At 68.5% G+C, this 18256-nt stretch carries 21 protein-coding genes; 11 read left to right on the forward strand and 10 right to left on the reverse strand.

What is annotated here, in order from left to right:
• Nucleotides 1-47: 47 nt before the first annotated feature.
• Nucleotides 48-1727 (forward strand): BCCT family transporter, encoded by a 1680-nt coding sequence (locus H5T77_RS12290; RefSeq protein ID WP_292649628.1) that lies wholly within the window; start codon nt 48-50, stop codon nt 1725-1727.
• Between the two features lie 47 nt (nt 1728-1774).
• Here the strand turns inward: H5T77_RS12290 and H5T77_RS12295 are convergent, their stop codons facing one another.
• From H5T77_RS12295 to H5T77_RS12310, 4 genes are read right to left on the reverse strand one after another with little or no spacing between them, the layout of a single operon-like run.
• Nucleotides 1775-2443: a nitroreductase family protein gene (locus H5T77_RS12295; protein ID WP_292649630.1), complete on the reverse strand. Its 669-nt coding sequence runs from the start codon at nt 2441-2443 to the stop codon at nt 1775-1777.
• A gap of 49 nt (nt 2444-2492) precedes the next feature.
• Nucleotides 2493-3254: a sulfite exporter TauE/SafE family protein gene (locus tag H5T77_RS12300; RefSeq protein ID WP_292649632.1), complete on the reverse strand. Its 762-nt coding sequence runs from the start codon at nt 3252-3254 to the stop codon at nt 2493-2495.
• Between the two features lie 14 nt (nt 3255-3268).
• Entirely contained in the window at nt 3269-4348 is a 1080-nt protein-coding gene (locus H5T77_RS12305; RefSeq protein WP_292649634.1) for an SPFH domain-containing protein, read from the reverse strand.
• Nucleotides 4349-4395: 47 nt separating this feature from the next.
• Nucleotides 4396-4857, reverse strand: coding sequence for an NfeD family protein (locus H5T77_RS12310; protein ID WP_292649636.1), 462 nt, complete (start codon nt 4855-4857; stop codon nt 4396-4398).
• 166 nt (nt 4858-5023) lie between these two features.
• Here H5T77_RS12310 and H5T77_RS12315 point away from each other — a divergent pair, with 166 nt between their 5' ends.
• Genes H5T77_RS12315 through H5T77_RS12330 form a run of 4 tightly spaced genes read left to right on the forward strand, consistent with a single transcriptional unit; the run spans nt 5024 to nt 7258 of the window.
• A complete protein-coding gene (locus H5T77_RS12315; protein WP_292649638.1) occupies nt 5024-5737 on the forward strand; it encodes a WXG100-like domain-containing protein in 714 nt (237 codons plus the stop codon).
• 9 nt (nt 5738-5746) lie between these two features.
• Nucleotides 5747-6319, forward strand: coding sequence for an HNH/ENDO VII family nuclease (locus H5T77_RS12320; protein WP_292649640.1), 573 nt, complete (start codon nt 5747-5749; stop codon nt 6317-6319).
• A gap of 9 nt (nt 6320-6328) precedes the next feature.
• Nucleotides 6329-6892 carry an ankyrin repeat domain-containing protein gene (locus H5T77_RS12325; protein ID WP_292649642.1) on the forward strand — a complete coding sequence of 188 codons (564 nt, stop codon included), beginning with the start codon at nt 6329-6331 and terminating at the stop codon, nt 6890-6892.
• Between the two features lie 36 nt (nt 6893-6928).
• Nucleotides 6929-7258, forward strand: coding sequence for a DUF2185 domain-containing protein (locus H5T77_RS12330; RefSeq protein WP_292649643.1), 330 nt, complete (start codon nt 6929-6931; stop codon nt 7256-7258).
• 151 nt (nt 7259-7409) lie between these two features.
• Here the strand turns inward: H5T77_RS12330 and H5T77_RS12335 are convergent, their stop codons facing one another.
• Nucleotides 7410-8207 carry an ABC transporter ATP-binding protein gene (locus H5T77_RS12335; RefSeq protein ID WP_292649645.1) on the reverse strand — a complete coding sequence of 266 codons (798 nt, stop codon included), beginning with the start codon at nt 8205-8207 and terminating at the stop codon, nt 7410-7412.
• Between the two features lie 63 nt (nt 8208-8270).
• Between H5T77_RS12335 and H5T77_RS12340 the strand changes: the two genes are divergently transcribed.
• Nucleotides 8271-9041 (forward strand): hypothetical protein, encoded by a 771-nt coding sequence (locus tag H5T77_RS12340; RefSeq protein ID WP_292649647.1) that lies wholly within the window; start codon nt 8271-8273, stop codon nt 9039-9041.
• 34 nt (nt 9042-9075) lie between these two features.
• A complete protein-coding gene (gene serB, locus H5T77_RS12345; RefSeq protein ID WP_292649648.1) occupies nt 9076-10320 on the forward strand; it encodes a phosphoserine phosphatase SerB in 1245 nt (414 codons plus the stop codon).
• 141 nt (nt 10321-10461) lie between these two features.
• Here serB and H5T77_RS12350 read toward each other — a convergent pair whose 3' ends face one another.
• From H5T77_RS12350 to fabG, 3 genes are read right to left on the reverse strand one after another with little or no spacing between them, the layout of a single operon-like run.
• Nucleotides 10462-10968 carry a SixA phosphatase family protein gene (locus tag H5T77_RS12350; RefSeq protein WP_292649650.1) on the reverse strand — a complete coding sequence of 169 codons (507 nt, stop codon included), beginning with the start codon at nt 10966-10968 and terminating at the stop codon, nt 10462-10464.
• A gap of 17 nt (nt 10969-10985) precedes the next feature.
• Nucleotides 10986-11759 carry an enoyl-ACP reductase FabI gene (fabI, locus tag H5T77_RS12355; RefSeq protein WP_292649651.1) on the reverse strand — a complete coding sequence of 258 codons (774 nt, stop codon included), beginning with the start codon at nt 11757-11759 and terminating at the stop codon, nt 10986-10988.
• Between the two features lie 2 nt (nt 11760-11761).
• Entirely contained in the window at nt 11762-12490 is a 729-nt protein-coding gene (gene fabG, locus H5T77_RS12360; RefSeq protein ID WP_292649652.1) for a 3-oxoacyl-ACP reductase FabG, read from the reverse strand.
• Between the two features lie 140 nt (nt 12491-12630).
• Here fabG and H5T77_RS12365 point away from each other — a divergent pair, with 140 nt between their 5' ends.
• From H5T77_RS12365 to H5T77_RS12375, 3 genes are read left to right on the forward strand one after another with little or no spacing between them, the layout of a single operon-like run.
• Nucleotides 12631-12954: a DUF3099 domain-containing protein gene (locus H5T77_RS12365; protein ID WP_292649654.1), complete on the forward strand. Its 324-nt coding sequence runs from the start codon at nt 12631-12633 to the stop codon at nt 12952-12954.
• Nucleotides 12954-13148 (forward strand): acetone carboxylase, encoded by a 195-nt coding sequence (locus tag H5T77_RS12370; RefSeq protein ID WP_292649656.1) that lies wholly within the window; start codon nt 12954-12956, stop codon nt 13146-13148. Before H5T77_RS12365 ends, H5T77_RS12370 begins: the two co-directional genes overlap by 1 nt.
• Nucleotides 13149-13173: 25 nt before the next feature.
• Nucleotides 13174-14112, forward strand: coding sequence for a nucleoside hydrolase (locus H5T77_RS12375; RefSeq protein ID WP_292649658.1), 939 nt, complete (start codon nt 13174-13176; stop codon nt 14110-14112).
• Between the two features lie 95 nt (nt 14113-14207).
• Here the strand turns inward: H5T77_RS12375 and moaA are convergent, their stop codons facing one another.
• A complete protein-coding gene (moaA, locus tag H5T77_RS12380) occupies nt 14208-15227 on the reverse strand; it encodes a GTP 3',8-cyclase MoaA (RefSeq protein WP_292649659.1) in 1020 nt (339 codons plus the stop codon).
• 66 nt (nt 15228-15293) lie between these two features.
• Between moaA and H5T77_RS12385 the strand changes: the two genes are divergently transcribed.
• On the forward strand, nt 15294-16181 hold the full coding sequence (locus H5T77_RS12385) for an SURF1 family cytochrome oxidase biogenesis protein (protein WP_292649661.1): 888 nt from the start codon (nt 15294-15296) through the stop codon (nt 16179-16181).
• A 17-nt stretch (nt 16182-16198) separates the two neighbouring features.
• Here the strand turns inward: H5T77_RS12385 and H5T77_RS12390 are convergent, their stop codons facing one another.
• Nucleotides 16199-18082 (reverse strand): ABC transporter ATP-binding protein, encoded by a 1884-nt coding sequence (locus tag H5T77_RS12390; protein ID WP_292649662.1) that lies wholly within the window; start codon nt 18080-18082, stop codon nt 16199-16201.
• Nucleotides 18083-18256 lie beyond the last annotated feature (174 nt).

Here is an 18256-nt window from a genome sequence, read left to right on the forward strand (position 1 = left end):
CAGTAGCCTGGCGGGCGATTTTCGCATATCCAACGGAAGGCACAGTCATGTCAGAGCCAACGCTCAGTACACAAGAGCCAGACTCCGAGCCCGCGAAGCACGTGCCTCCAACCGGGAAGTTCATCCCGAAGCCCGGGGTGTTCGTCCCCTCGGCAGCGCTGTTGATCCTCTTTGTCGTCATCACCGCCATTTTCCCCACGAAGATGGGTGAGTGGATCGGCAAAGCCAACTCCACCGTCGTCGGCGACCTCGGCTGGTGGTACATCGCACTCGTCACCGGCTTCGTGGCCTTCTCCATCTGGGCCGCGATCGGTCGCACCGGCGATGTCGTCCTCGGCAAGGAAGGTGACGAGCCCGAGTTCCGGCTCGGATCCTGGTTCGCGATGCTCTTCGCCGCCGGCATGGGTATCGGTCTCGTGTTCTGGGGCGTCGCCGAGCCGCTCAACCACTTCAACTCGCCGCCGCCGGGAACCAACCCCGACACCGCTGCCGGGCACGCCCGGACCGCGATGGACATCACGTTCCTGCACTGGGGCCTGAGCGCCTGGGCGATCTACGTCGTGGTCGGGCTCGGGGTGGCGTACGCAGTCCACAGGCGTGGTCTTCCGGTCTCGATCCGGTGGGCGCTGGAGCCGGTTCTCGGCAAGTACGCACACGGGTTCATCGGTGACGTCGTCGACGTCATCGCCGTGCTCGGCACAGTCTTCGGTGTCGCCACGTCGCTCGGACTCGGCGTCAGCCAGCTGGGAGCCGGGTTGGACTTCCTCGGCTGGGTCAACGACCCGAGCAAGTGGGTGCTGATCCTGTTGGTGATCGTCATCACCGCATGCGCTCTCGTCTCCGTCGTCACGGGCGTGGACAAGGGCATCAAGTGGCTCTCGAACATCAACATGGTCCTCGCGGTCGTGCTGGTCGTCTTCGTGCTGATCGCGGGTCCGACGGTGTTCATCCTGACCGACTTCTTCACCCAGATCGGATCCTACCTGCGCAACTTCCTGTCCCTGACCTTCGACGGTCGCCCCTACGAGGGCGAAGCCGGTCAGGCTTGGCTCAGCGGCTGGACGACCTACTACTGGGGATGGTGGATGAGCTGGGCACCCTTCGTCGGTGTCTTCATCGCCCGCATCTCCAAGGGGCGCACGGTGCGTGAGTTCGTCGCCGGCGTGCTGCTGGTTCCGACGCTGGTGACGTTCCTGTGGTTCTCCGTGATGGGTGGCACCGCCATCTACCGCGAGATGTACCAGGGCGGCGGGATCATCGGCGAGGACGGCGTGGACACCAACACCGCGCTGTTCCAGATGCTCGACGGGCTGCCGTGGCCGGCGATCACCAGCGTCGTGGCGATGATCCTGCTGGTGATCTTCTTCGTCACCAGCTCCGACTCGGCGTCGTTCGTGGTCGATATGCTCTCCTCCGGCGGCAACCCGAACCCGCCGAAGTGGAGCCGGGCGATGTGGGCCTCGATGGAGGGGGCGATCGCGGCAGTGCTGCTGTTCGTCGGCCTGACCCTCCAGGAGACCGACCCCGACGCCAACCCATTGGGCGCATTGCAGACGATGGCGATCCTGTTGGCTCTGCCGTTCAGCATCGTCATGGTGATGATGGTGGTCTCGATCACCAAGTCGCTGCTCGCGGAGGCGCGTTCCGCAGAGGTGGAGTCCCGAAAGTGGCTCGCCGAGCGGGTCGCCAAGCACATCAACGACAACGACATGGTCGACAAGTCCTGAGTCGAGACCTCTGAGGAGTGATGGCAGGGTTCTTCGGAACCCTGCCATCACTCATTTGTCAGGGGCTCGCCGGCGTACGTCTCCAGCGTCACGAAGTCTTCGACCCGCTGCCGGCTCAGCTTGGTGAGCTGCTTGACCGGCCTGCCCATCGGGACCACGGCCGCGACGGCGTAGCCCTCGGGGGCGCCGAGGAGATCGAGTAGCGCCGGCTCCTCCGCGACGGCCATCGTGGTGATGACCCCGCCGAAACCCTCCTCGCGCGCGGCCAGGAGGGTGTTCCAGACCAGCGGGTAGACCGAGGCGCCGGAGACGAGTCCGATGCGGTCGAGCTCGGAGTCGAGGGAGGCGACCACGCCGAGGTCGACGAGGAAGACGAGCACCACCGCAGCCGTGAGCAGCGGCTCGGTCATCCCGCGTGGGACCCGGGTCGAGGCGATCTGCTCCTCGATGACCGCGCTCGGGTGGATGGTGTTCCACGGCATCTCCCCCGCCGACTGCTGCGCGAGGTACCTGCGGGCACCCGTCGCGCTCAGCTCGACCAGGCGCTCGCGGGTCTCATGGCTGCGTACGACCACGACGTGGGCGCCCTGCCGGTTGCCGCCGGAGGGCGCGAAGCGGGCGTTGTCGAGGATCCTGGCGAGGACCTCGTCGCTCAGCGGGTCGTCGGTGAAGTCGCGTACGGCATGGGTGGTCCGCATCGCCTCGTAGAGCTCCATGAGGCCTATCCCATCAGACCCGGCCCAGCCACGGGCCGTCCCAGCGGGCTCAGTCCAGCAGGAAGGCGACCAGCGCCGTGATGCCGACGACGACGATCACGCCGCGGAGGACGTTGGGCGGCAGCCGACGGCCGATCCTCGCGCCGAGCAGGCCTCCGATCGTCGCGCCCACTGCGATAAGCGCCGCGATAATCCAGTCGACATCGGCCACGAGGGCGAAGAGCAGCCCGGAGATCCCGTTGGTGATCGCGACCAGGACGTTCTTGAGCGCGTTGAGCCGCTGCAGCGACTCGGCGATCCCGATCCCGATGATCGCGATCATCAGCACGCCCTGAGCGGCACCGAAGTAGCCGCCGTAGACGCCGAGCAGGGCGACCGCGGGCCAGACCCACCAGCGCTCGCTGCCATCGTCGGGCAGGTCGCCGTGTCGCCTGGCGACCCACCGGGAGATGCGCGGCCCGGTGATCACCAGGACCACCCCGAGCCCGATCAGGACCGGGACGATCGCCTCGAACGCTCCCGGCGGCAGCACCAGCAGCAGGACGCCACCGACCGCGCCGCCGATCAGCGCCGCGACCCCGAACTTCAAGATCCGTGCGCGCTGCCCGGCGAGCTCACGACGGTAGCCCCAGGCGCCGGCCAACGAGCCCGGCACCAGGCCGATCGTGTTGGACACGTTGGCGACGACCGGAGGTACGCCGAACGCCAGCAGGGTCGGGAACGTGATCAGCGTCCCCGACCCGACAGCAGCATTGATGGTGCCCGCCCCCACCCCGGCGAGCAGGATGAGGGCGGCTTGGAGAAGATCCACTCAGTCTCCGGACACTATTCCGTCGGCTCGACGGGAGGCTTCGGCCGGTTGGGGGCCTGCGCCTCCTTGGCCTCGGCGAGCGCCTCCTTGACGGCGGCGGCCGCGGAGGACTGCTCGAGGTCGATCGTCGGCTCGGCCGAGCCCATGTCGACGCGCTTGACCGGGCCCTCGACCTCGTCGGGGATGCCCTGGAGGCTGTTCATCGTCGAGCCGAGGCCCTCGAGCGCCTTGCCGATCTCGCTCGGGACGATCCACACCTTGTTGGCGTCGCCCTCGGCGATCTTCGGCATCATCTGGAGGTACTGGTAGGCCAGCAGCGACTGGTCGGGACGGCCGTCGTGGATCGCCTGGAAGACGGTCTGGATGGCCTGGCCCTCACCCTGGGCACGCAGGATCGCGGCCTCACGGTCGGCCTGCGCGGAGAGGATCTGCGACTCACGCTGACCCTCGGCGTTGAGGATGGCGGACTGCTTGTTTCCCTCCGCCGAGAGGATCGCGGACTGGCGCTGACCCTCGGCGGTGAGGATCGCCGCGCGCTTGTCACGGTCGGCGCGCATCTGCTTCTCCATCGCGTCCTTGATGGACATGGGCGGGTCGATCGACTTGATCTCGACGCGCTTGACCTTGATGCCCCAGCGGCCGGTGGCCTCGTCGAGCACGATCGAGAGGCCGGTGTTGATCTGCTCGCGGCTGGTCAGCGTCTCCTCGAGGGTCATGCCACCGACGATGTTTCGCAGGGTGGTCATGGTGAGCTGCTCGACGGCCTGGATGTAGTTGGCGATCTCGTACGTCGCGGCGACCGGGTCGTTGACCTGGAAGTAGATGACCGTGTCGATCGAGACGGTCAGGTTGTCCTCGGTGATCACCGGCTGCGGCGCGAACGCGACGACCTGCTCACGCATGTCGATCATGTAGCGCACCTTGTCGACGAACGGGATCACCGCGTTCAGACCGGGGTCTCGCTTCGACTGGAACTTGCCGAAGCGCTCCACGATGCCGACCCGCGCCTGCGGGATGATCTTGATCGTCTTGGCCAGCGTGGTGATAACCAGCACCGCCAAGATGACCAGTAGGGCCAGGATGATGCCACCCATTGCCAATCAGTCCTTGTCTAGTTCAGTTTGCGTCATTTGCCCGGTAGCTACAGGGTCCCGAGCTCCGGGAGAGGATGGACGTACGCGGTCGCTCCTCTGATCTCGAGGACCTCGACCGGCGTGCCGGGCGCGATCACGAGGGTCTCGTCGTAGGGCTGAGCCGTCCAGATCTCGCCGTCGAACTTGAGCTGCCCAGGTTTGTGGGCGCTGATCTCGACGGTCGAGACGGCCTGGGCACCGATCATCTTCTCCGCGCCGATCTGGATCTCCGGGCCGTTGTGGAGCCGTTTGGCCAGCCCGGGACGTACGACCGCGAGCATGGAGACCGAGACCACCAGCGCGACGATCGCCTGGAGCACGAAGCTGTCGGTGAACGCGCCGGTAAGTGCGCCCGCGAAGGCGCCGGTGGCGAGCATCAGCAGAATCAGGTCCAGGCTGAAGAGCTCGCCGACGACGAGCAGCGCCCCGAGTCCCGTCCAGAGTGCCCAATCCCAGTCCTGCCAGTCCATGGCGCCACCCTAGCGGCACAGTGTTCATCCTGCGGGGATCTTCTCGTACGAATGTGCGCACCGAAATTGAGTCGCGGCGTTCCGACGGCTGCCGGTAGCGTGCCACACCCCCAGGAACCCTGCTCCTGGGCTTCGATCCGGGCGAATATTCGGGAGGGTGACAGGCATGGGGATGACGATCCCTGCCGAGCTGGACCATGTCCTCGATCTGCTCGGCTACGAGTGGCCGAACGTCGACGAGGATGCGGTCCGCGACGCTGCGCAGCTCGTTCGGGAGCTCGAGGCTGATGTGCGAGGCACGCTGGATCGGCTCGAAGCTCGGATGATCGAGCTTCAGGAGGGAGCCAAGTCGAAGTCAGTCAGCGCCCTGATCCAGGCCTACTCCGACAACCGCACCTCGAACCTCGACCAGCTGCTGGATGCGTTGCCCGAGGTCGCGTCGGGCATCGACATGCTGGCGGACGCGGTCGTTGCGCTGAAGGTCAAGGTCGTCGCCGAGCTGACCATCACGGCGGCGCAGATCGCCGCGGCCGCGGCCACCGCGGTGGTCACCGCCGGCGCGAGCCTGGCCGCCAACGCGGCCATCATCGCCGCGCGGAAGAAGGCCCTCGACATCGCCACCGACATCGCAATGGACGAGCTGATCGGCCAGGTGGCGTCGATGGTGATCGAACCACTCACAGGCACGATCACCGATCTCGCGATCATGGCGATGGAGGCCCCTTTGGTGACCAGTGGGGATGACGTCGCCGGCGTCGACCTCGGATTCGACCTCATGGACCAGATCGCGACCGCCATCGACGACTGTGGTCTCGACCAGCTCGAGATCGGTCACAACTTCGCCGCCCGCCTGTCCGCGCTTCCGCTGTTCGCGTCCTGAGGAGTCCACATGGCCGACAGATTGTCCGATACCGTCGAAGACGCCCGCGAGACCGCGGTGCACACCCTGCGCGACGTGATGGTGAGGCTGGCCGAGCGCAAGCGCAAAGAAGCCGACAGACTCCGGAACGACGTCGAGCAGCGTCGTGACCAGGACAGCGACCTTGCCGACTCCGTCGACAGCAGCCAGCCGGGGTCGAACCCGGGGAATGACGCTCCCCCCGAACGCGGCAAGGACAAGGACGGCAAGAAGCTCCCCTACGCCAACCCGAAGCGGCGACCCAAGTACGCCGACGGTCAGGTCGACGACGTATGGGAGAACGCCAAGAACAGTGACGGTGAGGTCTGGGTCCAGAACCGGGATGGCGACTGGTATGAGGTCACGTGGCAACCCGGACAGTCCCGCAAGGGTGTCTGGGACATGGGCCACGTCCCCGGCGAAGAGTACCGGCGCCTCCACGACGACTACATGAGCCATCGCATCTCCAAGGAGGACTTCCTCGAACGCTACCGTGACGCGGACAACTACCGGGTCGAGGACCCTCTGCGCAACCAGTCTCATGATGACGAGGACCATGGCTAGGGTGGAGACATGAGCGCCGATCGAACCACCGAAGAAGGCCAACGCCTCCGCTCTCTGGCCAAGCGCGGCACCGTGGAGGAGTTCCGTACGCTCTACCGCCCCGCCGATGCCACCGACTCCGACCTGGGCCCCGGCCTCCTGTTCGACGCGTTGGCTCAGAAGGTGCCGGCGAACCGTCCGGTCATCGCCGGCATGCTGCTCGACGACGGAGCCGACCCCGGTTGGGAGCAGGCCGGTGGGGTCACCACGCTGCATGTGTTGTTGGGGCAGAACAAACACGACTTCGCGGCCGAGGCGCCCCTGCTACGGCGGCTTCTCGATGCCGGAGCCGATCTGAACAGGGTCTCATCACGACACGGAACCCCGCTGGAGACGATCGGGAAGGTCTTCAAGTTCAGTGAGTCCGAGATCGCGCCGTTCCTCGACGAGATCTTCGGCCGAGAAGATCTCGACCTCACCAAGATGAGCGTCGACGGCCGCACGGTGCTCGACAACATCAGGAAGTACCCGCGACGCCCCGACATGGTTGCCCGAGCCGAGGCGTACGCGAAGGAACACGGCATCGACCGCTAGCGGTCGATGCCCAAGATCAAGAGCGAAGGAAGCGACATGGAGTTCATCCCGAAGGCTGGCGCGTGCCTGACCACCAAGAACGTGCTCTCCGGTGCCGGCCGCGTGAAGTGGATGGTCCGTGAGGACTCCAAGGCAGCCGCCGACAACGGTTGGCGGATCTTCTCCAGCATCGACACGTCCGAATATCTGGCGGACTCGAACAACATGCAGATCGTCGACTACAACCGTCTCTGCGAGATCGAGCCTGCTCTCATCGGCATCTGGTCGCTGCCTGTCGGCTCCGATCTTCAGCTCGTCGACGACCCCGACGACGGCGGGATCCGCGTCGTCGACAACATCTCGGGCGACACCGTCCGCACCGGGTGACCGAACTGCCGTACGAGCGGACCTTCCCAGCCGCTCCCTCGAACAAGCTGGAGGACGAGGACGGCGCGAGCAGCCCCGTGGTCCTCGACCGCCTCGCGGACTCCCTGGGACGACTTCCTCTCGTCGATCGAGCCGTTCAAGGAGTAGGAACCTACCGGGTGTGGCGAGCGCGGCGCTTGGCCCAGTAACGACCGTCGCTCTCCTCCAGCTCGAGGGGCATGCCGAAGGTCTTGGAGAGGTTGGCCGCGGTCAGGGTGTCCTGGAGAAGCCCCTGGGCCGTGATCCGGCCGGCCCGCATCATCAGGACGTGGCTGAAGCCGGGCGGGATCTCCTCGACGTGGTGCGAGACGAGGACCGTGGCCGGGCTGTCGGGGTCGTAGGCGAGCGTCGACAGCGTGGAGACGAGATCCTCACGTCCGCCCAGGTCGAGACCGGCCGCAGGCTCGTCGAGGAGCAGCATCTCGGGGTCGACCATCAGGGCCCGGGCGAGCTGGACACGCTTGCGCTCGCCCTCGGAGAGGGTGCCGAACCGGCGCTCGCCGAGGTGCTTGATGCCGACCTCGATCAGCAGCTCCTGGGCACGGTCGTGGTCGAGGTCGTCGTAGTGCTCGCGCCAGCGCCCGACCACGCCGTAGGAGGCGCTCACCACGACGTCGCGGACCAGCTCGTTGCGCGGGATCCGGTCGGCGAGCGCGGCGGAGGTGAGGCCGATGCGCGGGCGCAGCTCGAAGACGTCGATGCTGCCGATCTGCTCGCCGAGCACCTTCACGATGCCCGAGGTCGGGTGGAGCTGGGCAGCGGCGGCCTGGAGCAGCGTGGTCTTGCCGGCGCCGTTGTGGCCCAGGACCACCCAGCGCTCGTCCTCTTCGACCACCCAGCTCACAGAGTCGAGAAGGGCGTTGCCCCCGCGGCGTACGGTGACGTCGGTGAACTCCAGCACGGCTGCCATGGCGGCAAATCTATCGGCAGGGGTGCTCGGCCTCGGGGATAGGGCCCCTTAGGGTGAACGGCTGTGAGTGTCGAGGATTCTGAGCCCGTCGCGGCGACCCCGGAAGGGCTGCGCCTGGCGTGGTGGGTGACGGCCTGGCTGCGGGGCGAGGCGGTCACCGACCTGGTGCTGGACGCGGTGATCGGGCCTGACGCGACCCACACCGTCAGCGGGCTCGCGGCGCTCGGGCTCGGCGGGGCCGAGGGGGTCGCGGACACCTTGGTGAGCGGGCTCGGCCGGCTGCGTACGGAGGGAGCGACCGCCCTCGGGGTCGCGTTCCCGGCCGAGGGCGACCCGGTCGGACTGGGTGGTCCGAAGGCCTTCAACGACGCCGCCCTCGAAGCCGGCGAGGCCGTGGTGAGCGATGCCGGCGTCGGGCTCGTGCCGGTCCGGGTCGGCGCGGTCCTCGAGTGGCAGGCGTACGCCGCCCAGCGCCGTCAGCTCCCCGACGTCGGCGAGGCCGACCGGGCTCTCCGGCTCGCGCTCAGCGAGTCCGCGACGGCGCTCGCCGAGCTCGACGTCGCCCGCTGGCGGCCCGAGGTCGCCGACCGGTTGATGAACCTGCGTCACCGGCCCGCGCTGGCGGGAGCCCCTGGGGTGCCGGCGCGGTGCGTGGAGCTCGCCGCCCGTGGCGTACAGGCTCGGGAGATCGTCGCGGTGGCGCTCGAGGACGACGGCGGCGCAGTGTCCGCCGCGGAGATGTTCCGGCGGCGCGAGGCGCTCGTCGGGCTCGACCGCGCGGCCCGGAGGGCGCTCACCGCGGCGGGATCGCCCGAGGCGTGGCCACCGAACTGAGACGTGGGGGCCCGCTCCACTATCCTTTGCAGCGATGACCGAGGAATTCGACGCGCTGGAGCGGCGTCCCGACACCCTGCTGATCACCCTCGCCGGAAACGACCGTCCCGGGCTGACCTCGGCCACGCTGGCGACGCTCGCGCTGGCCGGGGTCGACGTGGTCGACCTCGAGCAGATCGTGCTGCGGGCGCGGCTCGTGCTCGGGCTGCTGGTGACCGCGCCGGCCGACGCGGCGAGCATCGACGCGCTCAAGCACGCGATCGAGGAGACCGCCCACGCCCTCGACATGACCGTCGAGATCGAGGAGGGCGTCGGCGACACCCCGCGCGAGCCGGCCGACCGTGCCCGGGTCACCGTGCTCGGGCTGCCCTTGAAGGCGGCCGCGCTGGCGTCCGTGACGCGCACCATCGCCTCGGCCGGTGGCAACATCGACCGGATCATCCGGCTGGCCCGCTACCCGGTCACCGCCTTCGACCTGCACGTCTCCGGCGCCGCGCCCGACGAGCTCCGGGTGACCCTGGCGGCAGAGGCCGCCGCCCAGGGCGTCGACATCGCGGTGCAGCCCGCCAACCTGGTCCGCCGCGGCATGCGCCTGATCGTCATGGACGTCGACTCGACCCTGATCGACGGCGAGGTGATCGAGATGATCGCCGCCCACGCCGGCTACGAGAACGAGGTCGCCTCCGTCACCGAGGCGGCGATGCGCGGCGAGCTCGACTTCGAGGAGTCGCTGCGGGCGCGCGTGAAGTACCTCAAGGGTGTCCCCGCGACCGCGCTGGACGAGGTCTATGCCGGGCTGCAGCTGAACCCCGGCGCGCGGACGATGGTCCGCACCCTGCGCCGTCTCGGCTACCGCTTCGCCATCGTCTCCGGCGGGTTCTCGCAGATCACTGACCGGTTGGCCGCCGACCTCGGCATCCACTACGCCCGCGCCAACGAGCTCGAGATCGTCGACGGCGTGCTCACCGGTGAGGTCGTCGGCGAGGTCGTCGACCGGGCCGGCAAGGCCCGCGCGCTCCGCGAGTTCGCCGCCGAGATCGGCATCCCCGAGGCCGCCACCGTCGCCATCGGCGACGGCGCCAACGACCTCGACATGCTCGCCGCCGCCGGCCTCGGGATCGCCTACAACGCCAAGCCCGCGGTGCGCTCGGCCGCCGGGACCGCCATCAACGTCCCCTACCTCGACACGATCATGTACCTCCTGGGCATCTCCCGCGAGGAGATCGAGGCCGCCGACGCCGAGGCCGGCATCGTCACCCCCGCCCCTCCCCTCATCTGAGCCCTCCCGAGGCATCCCTTACGTCGAGCGAAGCGTCACTTACGTCGGGCGAGACGTCACTCGCGTCGGCCGAGATGGCAGCAAGTGACCTCTCGGCCGACGTAAGCGACGCCTCGACCGACGGGAGTGACGCCTCGGCGGTCAGGCTCGGGCTACGTGGAAAGCGGTGACGGCGGCCTCGGCCTCGTCGAGCTCGGACCAGTCGCCGTCGTAGCTGAGCAGAGCGACAGACGCGGTGGGGAAGCCGAGGGCCAGCTCGTTGCCGGCGTCGTCGTCGCCCTCGCCGCTGTCCAAGAGCTGCACCAGCGAGAACATGGTGGGGTTGTGGCCGATCACGACGACCGTCGAGTGACCGTCGTCGACCGCCCGGATCAGGTCGAGCGCGGTGGAGGCGCTGGCGGCGTACAGACCCTGGTCGTACTCCGCCAGCGTGAGGTCCCACGATGCCCCGATCGCGACGTCCTCCCAGGTCTGGGTGGTGCGGTCGGCCGCTGAGACCAGCACGTAGTCCGGGACCACGCCCTGCTCGGCCAACCACTCCCCCGCTGCGACCGCGTCGGCATGGCCGCGTTCGGTCAGCTGACGCTCGTAGTCGGTGGGTGCCGATGCCTCGGCCTTGGCGTGCCGCATGATGACGAGGGTCCGCATGCGGCAAGCCTATGGCCTCAGGCGCCCAGGGAGTGGTAGCCCCCGTCGACGTGGATGATCTCGCCGGTGGTCGCCGGGAAGAAGTCCGAGATCAGCGCGCAGACGGCCTTCGCGGTCGGGCCCTGGTCGGTGTTGTCCCAGCCCAGCGGCGCCCGGCTGCCCCAGCCCGCGTCGAGCTCCTCGAAGCCCGGGATCGCCTTGGCGGCGAGCGTCTTGAGCGGCCCGGCGGAGACGAGGTTGCAGCGGATCCCGTCGGGTCCGAGGTCACGGGCGAGGTAGCGCGAGGTCGACTCGAGAGCGGCCTTGGCGACACCCATCCAGTCGTACGCGGGCCAGGCGACCGTCGCGTCGAAGGTCAGCCCCACGACCGACGAGCCTTCCGACATCAGCGGCCGGCAGGCCATCGCCAGCGACTTCAGCGAGTAGGCGCTGACCTGGACCGCCTGGGCGACGTCGTCCCAGGGGCCGTCGAGGAACTTGCCGCCGAGGAGCGTCTCGGGATTGCCGTACGCGATCGAGTGCACGACCCCGTCCAGTCGCTCGACGCCGTGGGACCGGAGCGCGTCGGCCAGGCCGTCGAGGTGCTCCTGGTTGGTCACGTCGAGGTCGAGGACCGGCGGCTCCTCGGGGAGCCGCTTCGCGATCCGCTTGGTGATCGACAGCGCGCGACCGAAGTTGGAGATCAGGACGCGAGCGCCCTGCTCCTGGGCCACCCGGGCCACCGCGAAGCCGATCGAGGAGTCCATCGTGACTCCCGCGACGAGAACAGTCTTGCCGTCCAACAAACCCATGATCAGTGCCCCATTCCAAGTCCGCCGTCGACCGGGATCACGGCCCCGGTCACATAACCCGCATCTGCCAACCATGTCACGGCCGAAGCCACCTCGTCCGGCGAGGCGTAGCGCGCCAACGGCACCCGGTCCGTGATCGCCTTCTGCTGCTCCTCGGTGAGGCCAGCGGTCATCTCGGTCTCCACGAACCCCGGTGCGACCACGTTCGCGGTGATCCCTCGCGAGCCGAGCTCGCGGGCGAGCGAGCGGGCCATCCCGACCAGCCCGGCCTTCGAGGCGGCGTAGTTGACCTGGCCCGGGTTGCCCATCAGCCCGACGACCGAGGAGATGAAGATGATCCGACCGCGACGCAGCCGCAGCATCCCCTTCGAGGCGCGCTTGGCGAGCCGGAAGGACGCCGTCAGGTTGGTGTCGATCACCGAGGTGAAGTCCTCCTCCGACATCCGGAGCACGAGGGTGTCCTTCGTGATCCCGGCATTGGCGACGAGGACCTCGACGGGGCCGTGAGCGGCCTCTGCCGCGGCGTACGCCTCCTCGACGGCCGCTGGGTCGGTGATGTCGCAGACCAGGTCCAGAGCCCCCTCCGGAGCCCCGCCCTTGCGGGAGGTCACGGCCACGTGGTCGCCGTTGGCCACGAAGGCCTCGGCGATCGCCCGGCCGATGCCACGGCTGCCACCGGTCACGAGCACGGAGCGTGGTGCCTTGGTTGTGGGGTTTTCACTGTCAGTCACAGGCGCGACGGTAGCGATTACTTCGGCGTACGACCAATGCCCTCGATTTGCTTGTGAGAACCCTCCAAAGTCCCTCGGAGTGCCCCTGTTGGGACCACACCAACGGACGCGTGCCATCGGCCACGACCTAGACTGGCGGTATGTCCAAGGCGCAACCGATCAGGATCACGACCGCCGGCCGCAGCCGCGCCGAGGACATCGCGGTCCGTCAGAAGCGCTATGCCATCTCGATGTCGATCCGTTCGCTGTGCTTCATCGGCGCCGTCATCGCTGGCCTGGCCGGCATCGGCTGGCTGTGGCCGATCCTGATCGCGGCGGCTCTGATCCTGCCGTACATCGCGGTCGTCATGGCCAACGCGACCAACAACAAGAGCGACCAGATGAACCTCATGGACTCGCCCTACGGTCGGCCCCAGCTCACCAGCGGCCGCGAGCAGCAGATCCACGAGAAGGGCGAGCTCTGATGGGCGCGCTCGACTCCGACCTGTGCTCGGCGAAGGGCTGTCAGGACCCCGGATCCTGGGAGCTGCAGTGGAACAATCCCAAGATCCACACGCCCGAGCGGCGTAAGATCTGGCTCGCATGCGCGGCGCACAAGCAGTCGCTGAGCGACTTCCTGGGAGCCCGAGGGTTCCTCAAGGACGTCGTGCCTCACTAGCCGTTGCCTCCGAGAGGTCGTTGCGATGAACCCTATGCCCGTGCTCCTCGACTGCGACCCCGGCCACGACGACGCCATCGCGATCCTGCTAGCCCTGGGCAGCCCACACATCGACCTGCTCGGCATCACCACCACGTTCGGCAACTGCCCGGTGGAGAAGTCGACCTACAACACGCAGCGGATCCTGGCGCTGGCGGAGCGGTCCGATGTCCCCGTCGCCACCGGAGCCGCCGGACCGCTGGCCGGTGAAGCCCACATCGGCGACTACATCCACGGCGCCACGGGGATCGACGGTCCCGATCTTCCCGAGCCGCTCGCGCCGCAGCTCTCGCTCGAGGCCGTCGAGTTCCTGCGCACCTCGCTCCTGGCCGCCCCGGCACCAGTCACCGTCGTCGCCATCGGGCCGATCACCAACATCGCCCGCCTGCTGCGCGACCATCCCGGGGTCGGTCCGAAGATCGCCGAGGTCGTCTTCATGGGCGGCTCGACCGAGCGCGGCAACGCGACGCCGGCTGCCGAGTTCAACACCTACGCCGACCCCGAGGCGCTCGACATCGTTCTCACCAGCGGCCTGCCGATCCGGATGGTCGGGCTCAACCTGTCCCACCAAGCGCTGGCCACGCCCGAGATCGTCGAGCGGATGCGGGCCATGGACCACCCGGTCGGCCGCGCGTGCGCCGACCTGATGGGCTTCTTCGGTGGCACCTACTCCGACGTCTTCGACTTCGCCGCTCCCCCGGTGCACGACCCGTGCACCATCGCCGCGCTCATCGACCCCGGCCTCATCGTCTGGCACAAGGCGTTCGTAGCCGTCGAGACCGAGGGCCGCTGGACCCGTGGCGCCACCGTCGTCGACCTCCACGACCGCCTCGACGAGCCGCCGAACGCCCAGGTCGCCATCACCCTCGATGTCGAGGGCTACTGGGATCTCGTCCTCGACGCCCTCGACCGCGTCGGCTCCTGACCTGTCGAGAGGTCAGGTACGTCGGCCGAGAAGTCACTCCCGCTGATCGAGACGTCACCGAAGTGACGTCTCGGCCGACGCGGGTGACGTCTCGGCTATCCGCCGATGGCGCTCATCGGGCGGTCGGGCTGGAGGAAGCCGAGGTCGTCGATGCCGTGGCCGGCGCGCTTGCCGGCCATGGCGGTGACCCAGCGGGCGGCGAGGTCGGCGTCGGAGGCGCCGGCACGCAGCGGCGTACGCAGGTCCGACTCGGAGCGCGCGAACAGACAGTCACGCACCTGCCCGTCGGCGGTGAGGCGGACGCGGTCGCAGTCACCACAGAACGGCCTGGTGACGGAGGCGATGATGCCGACCTTGGCCGGGCCACCGTCGACGTGGAAGAGCTCGGCGGGGGCGCTGCCGCGCGGCTCTTCGGCCGGGGTCAGCTCGAACGCCGCCGACAGCGCCGCGAGGGTCTCGTCGGCGGTGACCATGTTGTCGCGCGACCATCCGTGCTGGGCATCGAGGGGCATCTGCTCGATGAACCTGAGCTCATAGCCACGCTCGACGGACCAGCCGAGCAGCTCGGCGGCCTGGTCGTCGTTGACTCCGCGCAGCAGGACCGCGTTGATCTTGATCGGCCCCAGACCGGCGTCGGCCGCGGCCTCCAGGCCGGCGACCACGTCGTCCAGCCGGTCGCGACGGGTGATGTCCGCGAACGTCTCGCGCCGGACCGAGTCGAGCGACACGTTGACCCGGTCGAGCCCAGCATCCGCGAGCGTCCCGGCCATCCGGGCCAGGCCGAGCGCGTTGGTCGTGATCGAGAGCTCGGCCTCGGGAGCGACCTCGCGGGTGCGGGCGACGATGGAGACCAGCCCTCGCCGCACCAGCGGCTCACCACCGGTGAACCGCACCTCCTTGACGCCGAGGTGTCCGGTGGCGACGCCGATCAGCCGCACCACCTCGTCATCGGTGAGCACCTCGTCGCCAGGCATCCAGTCGAGCCCCTCCGCCGGCATGCAGTAGGTGCATCGCAGGTTGCAGCGGTCGGTCAGGGAGACCCGCAGATCGGTCGCGACGCGGCCGAACCGGTCGACTAGCCGCGGCGGGGCCTGATCTGTCGGAGAGGTCGTCATCTCACCAGTCTAGGCAGGCGCCACCCGGATCGTGAGCCATGACCGCATTCCAGTTAATCTCGTACGGTGAGTTCGTTCCGTTTCCTGCTCAGCCGACGCTGGGTTGGTTTCACGGTGTTCGTGCTGATCCTGGCCTACGGGACCTGGTGGCTCGGCCAGTGGCAGTTCGACCGTCTCGAGGACCGCAAGGCCAGCAACCAGATCGTCCGCACCAACGAGCACGCCGAGCCCGTGCCCGTCTCAGACGTGCTCGCCCCCGGCGAGGAGGTCGCCGACGAGGACGAGTGGCGGCGGGTGACCGCGACCGGGACGTACGCGGTCGACGACACGATCATCTGGCGCTACCGCACCCCCGACGAGGCCAAGGGCGTCGACATCGTCGTCCCGCTGGTGCTCGCCGACGGCACCGCCGTGCTGGTCGACCGCGGCTGGCTCCAGACCACCTCCCAGAACGAGTTCGTGGACCTCCCCTCGCCGCCGTCGGGCGAGGTCACGATCACCGGCTGGGTGCGCGCCGACGGCACCGGCGACTCCACCGACGTCGCCCAGGTCGACGGCTACCACGCCACCCGCGCGCTCTCCTCGACCCAGGTCGCCGAGGTGGTCGACAAGGAGCTGCTGACCGGCTGGTTGCACCTCGACACCGAGTCCCCCTCGCCCGCCACCGAGCTCCGCAAGGCCGACCTGCCCGAGCTCGACAACGGCCCCCACTTCTTCTACGGCCTGCAGTGGTGGTTCTTCGGCGTCCTCGCCGTCGCCGGGTTCTTCTACCTGATGTACGACGAGCGGCGTACGCAGCGCCTGGACGTGCCGGCCACGCCGGACGACGACCCGTCCGGCGACGAGGCGCCCGACGAGCGCTCCCGCAAGAAGGCCGCCAAGCTCGCGCAGAAGCAGGCCGTGAAGGCGGCCTACCAGGCTGCGTACGAGAAGGAGAAGACGAAACAGTCCTGACCCGCCGACTCGGAGGGTCAGCGGCGGAACTGCGTCTCGTAGAGCTCCGCGTAGAGCCCGCCGTCGGCGAGCAGCGACTCGTGGGTGCCGGACTCGACGACCCGCCCGGCCTCGATGACGAGGATGCGGTCGGCGGCGCGGATGGTGGAGAGCCGGTGGGCGATGACGATGGAGGTACGTCCCGCCAGGGCGGCGTCCAGAGCGGTCTGCACCGCAGCCTCGGACTCGGAGTCGAGGTGGGCGGTGGCCTCGTCGAGCACCACGATGTGGGGCGCCTTCAGCAGCAGCCGGGCGATCGCGAGTCGCTGGCGCTCGCCGCCGGAGAGCCGGTAGCCGCGGTCGCCGACGACGGTGTCCAGACCGTCCGGGAGCGCCTCGATGACGGCCGCGATCTGGGCGGCCTCGAGCGCGGCCCAGATCTCCTCGTCGGAGGCACCCGGCCGGGCGTAGAGCAGGTTGCCGCGCACGGTGTCGTGGAACATGTGCGCGTCCTGAGTGACGTATCCGACGGCGGCCTCGAGCGACTCCAGCGTCACCTCCCGCACGTCCAGGCCACCGACCTCGACCGACCCGGAGCGTACGTCGTAGAGCCGCGCGATCAGATGGGTGATCGTCGACTTCCCGGCACCCGAGGGACCGACCAGGGCGACCATCTCGCCCGGCTCGGCGGCGAAGTCGATGTCGGTCAGCACCTCGCGCACCTCGCGACTCTCCGGCCGCGCGATCGCCTCCAGAGAGGCGAGGGAGACCTCGTCGGCGCGCGGGTAGGTGAAGGCGACATGGCGGAACCGCACCGAGGCGGCGTCCCGGGGCACCTCGGCCGCGTCCGGCTTCTCCTTGATCAGCGAGGGCAGGTCGAGAACCTCGAAGACGCGATCGAACGAGACCAGCGCGGTCATCACATCGATGCGTACGTTGGAGAGCGCCTGCAGCGGCCCCAGCAGCCTCACCAGCAGCAGACCGAGCGCGGTGAGCGTGCCGAGGGTGATCTCGCCCTGAATCACCATCCAGCCACCGAAGCCGTAGACCAGAGCGGTCGCCAGCGCCGGAACAAGCTGCATGGTCGCCCCGAACATGCGGGTCAGCAGGGCGATCCGGATCCCCAGACGACGTACGACGTCGGCACGCTGCGCGAAGGCGGCATCCTCCTCCTCGCGGCGGCCGAAGAGCTTGAGCAGCAGCGCCCCGCCGACATTGAACCGCTCGGTCATCGTGGTCGCCAGCGCCGCGTTGCCGTCCATCTGCTCGCGGGTCATGCCGGCCAGCTGGCGGCCGACCCAGCGCGAGGTCAGGAACAGGATCGGGAACAGCGCGACGCACATCAGCGTCACCTGCCACGACAGCACCATCATCGCCGCGCCCACCACGACCACCGAGATCAGGTTGGAGACGCTGTTCGACAGGGTCGAGGTGAAGGCTCGCTGCGCGCCGAGCACGTCGGTGTTAAGCCGGCTCACCAGAGCACCGGTCTGCGCCCTGGTGAAGAATGCCAGCGACTGCCGTTGGACGTGCCCGAAGACCTGAGTTCGCAGGTCGAAGATGAGTCCTTCGCCGATCCGCGTCGAGAGCCAGCCCGAGATGACCCCGAAGATCATGTCGACCACGGCCACCAGCGCCATCGCGGCGGCCAGCCAGATGACCAGCGTGACGTTCTTCTGGAGCACACCGTCGTCGATGATCCGCTGGGTCAGCAGCGGGGTGACCACCACCAGCGCGGCGTCGAAGATCGTGAACAGCAAGAACGCGCCGAGCAGAGCGCGGTGGGGCCGGGCGTAGGAGACGACCCGCTTCAGCGTGCCCTTCGGCAGCCCGCGCTCGAGAACCGTCCGGTCGGCACGCAGGTTGCGCATGATCCCGCCGCCGCCCATCGCACCGCCGGTCGCACCGAATCCAGGACCCATTTGTGACACCCCGTCACCTTAGTCGCCCGCGGCCGTATGGCCGCGCCGAGGAGGCACCGGCGAATTATGGTCAAAATCACCTTGAATAGATGACCAAGCGCTCAGTTGGTGGTAAGAAGTGGGGCGCGTGTGTGCGCCGGTCTCCGGGGGTTGGATCAGGACATCCAGACAACC

This window comes from Nocardioides sp. (assembly GCF_014360585.1).
Taxonomy (GTDB): domain Bacteria; phylum Actinomycetota; class Actinomycetes; order Propionibacteriales; family Nocardioidaceae; genus Nocardioides.

Coding starts and splice junctions, on each gene's coding strand:
- H5T77_RS12290 (WP_292649628.1), top strand. CDS start 48: ATGTCAGAGCCAACGCTCAGTACACAAGAGCCAGACTCCGAGCCCGCG.
- H5T77_RS12295 (WP_292649630.1), bottom strand. CDS start 2,443: ATGGAGCTCTACGAGGCGATGCGGACCACCCATGCCGTACGCGACTTC.
- H5T77_RS12305 (WP_292649634.1), bottom strand. CDS start 4,348: ATGGGTGGCATCATCCTGGCCCTACTGGTCATCTTGGCGGTGCTGGTT.
- H5T77_RS12310 (WP_292649636.1), bottom strand. CDS start 4,857: ATGGACTGGCAGGACTGGGATTGGGCACTCTGGACGGGACTCGGGGCG.
- H5T77_RS12315 (WP_292649638.1), top strand. CDS start 5,024: ATGGGGATGACGATCCCTGCCGAGCTGGACCATGTCCTCGATCTGCTC.
- H5T77_RS12320 (WP_292649640.1), top strand. CDS start 5,747: ATGGCCGACAGATTGTCCGATACCGTCGAAGACGCCCGCGAGACCGCG.
- H5T77_RS12325 (WP_292649642.1), top strand. CDS start 6,329: ATGAGCGCCGATCGAACCACCGAAGAAGGCCAACGCCTCCGCTCTCTG.
- H5T77_RS12330 (WP_292649643.1), top strand. CDS start 6,929: ATGGAGTTCATCCCGAAGGCTGGCGCGTGCCTGACCACCAAGAACGTG.
- H5T77_RS12335 (WP_292649645.1), bottom strand. CDS start 8,207: ATGGCAGCCGTGCTGGAGTTCACCGACGTCACCGTACGCCGCGGGGGC.
- serB (WP_292649648.1), top strand. CDS start 9,076: ATGACCGAGGAATTCGACGCGCTGGAGCGGCGTCCCGACACCCTGCTG.
- H5T77_RS12350 (WP_292649650.1), bottom strand. CDS start 10,968: ATGCGGACCCTCGTCATCATGCGGCACGCCAAGGCCGAGGCATCGGCA.
- fabI (WP_292649651.1), bottom strand. CDS start 11,759: ATGGGTTTGTTGGACGGCAAGACTGTTCTCGTCGCGGGAGTCACGATG.
- H5T77_RS12365 (WP_292649654.1), top strand. CDS start 12,631: ATGTCCAAGGCGCAACCGATCAGGATCACGACCGCCGGCCGCAGCCGC.
- H5T77_RS12370 (WP_292649656.1), top strand. CDS start 12,954: ATGGGCGCGCTCGACTCCGACCTGTGCTCGGCGAAGGGCTGTCAGGAC.
- H5T77_RS12375 (WP_292649658.1), top strand. CDS start 13,174: ATGAACCCTATGCCCGTGCTCCTCGACTGCGACCCCGGCCACGACGAC.
- moaA (WP_292649659.1), bottom strand. CDS start 15,227: ATGACGACCTCTCCGACAGATCAGGCCCCGCCGCGGCTAGTCGACCGG.
- H5T77_RS12390 (WP_292649662.1), bottom strand. CDS start 18,082: ATGGGTCCTGGATTCGGTGCGACCGGCGGTGCGATGGGCGGCGGCGGG.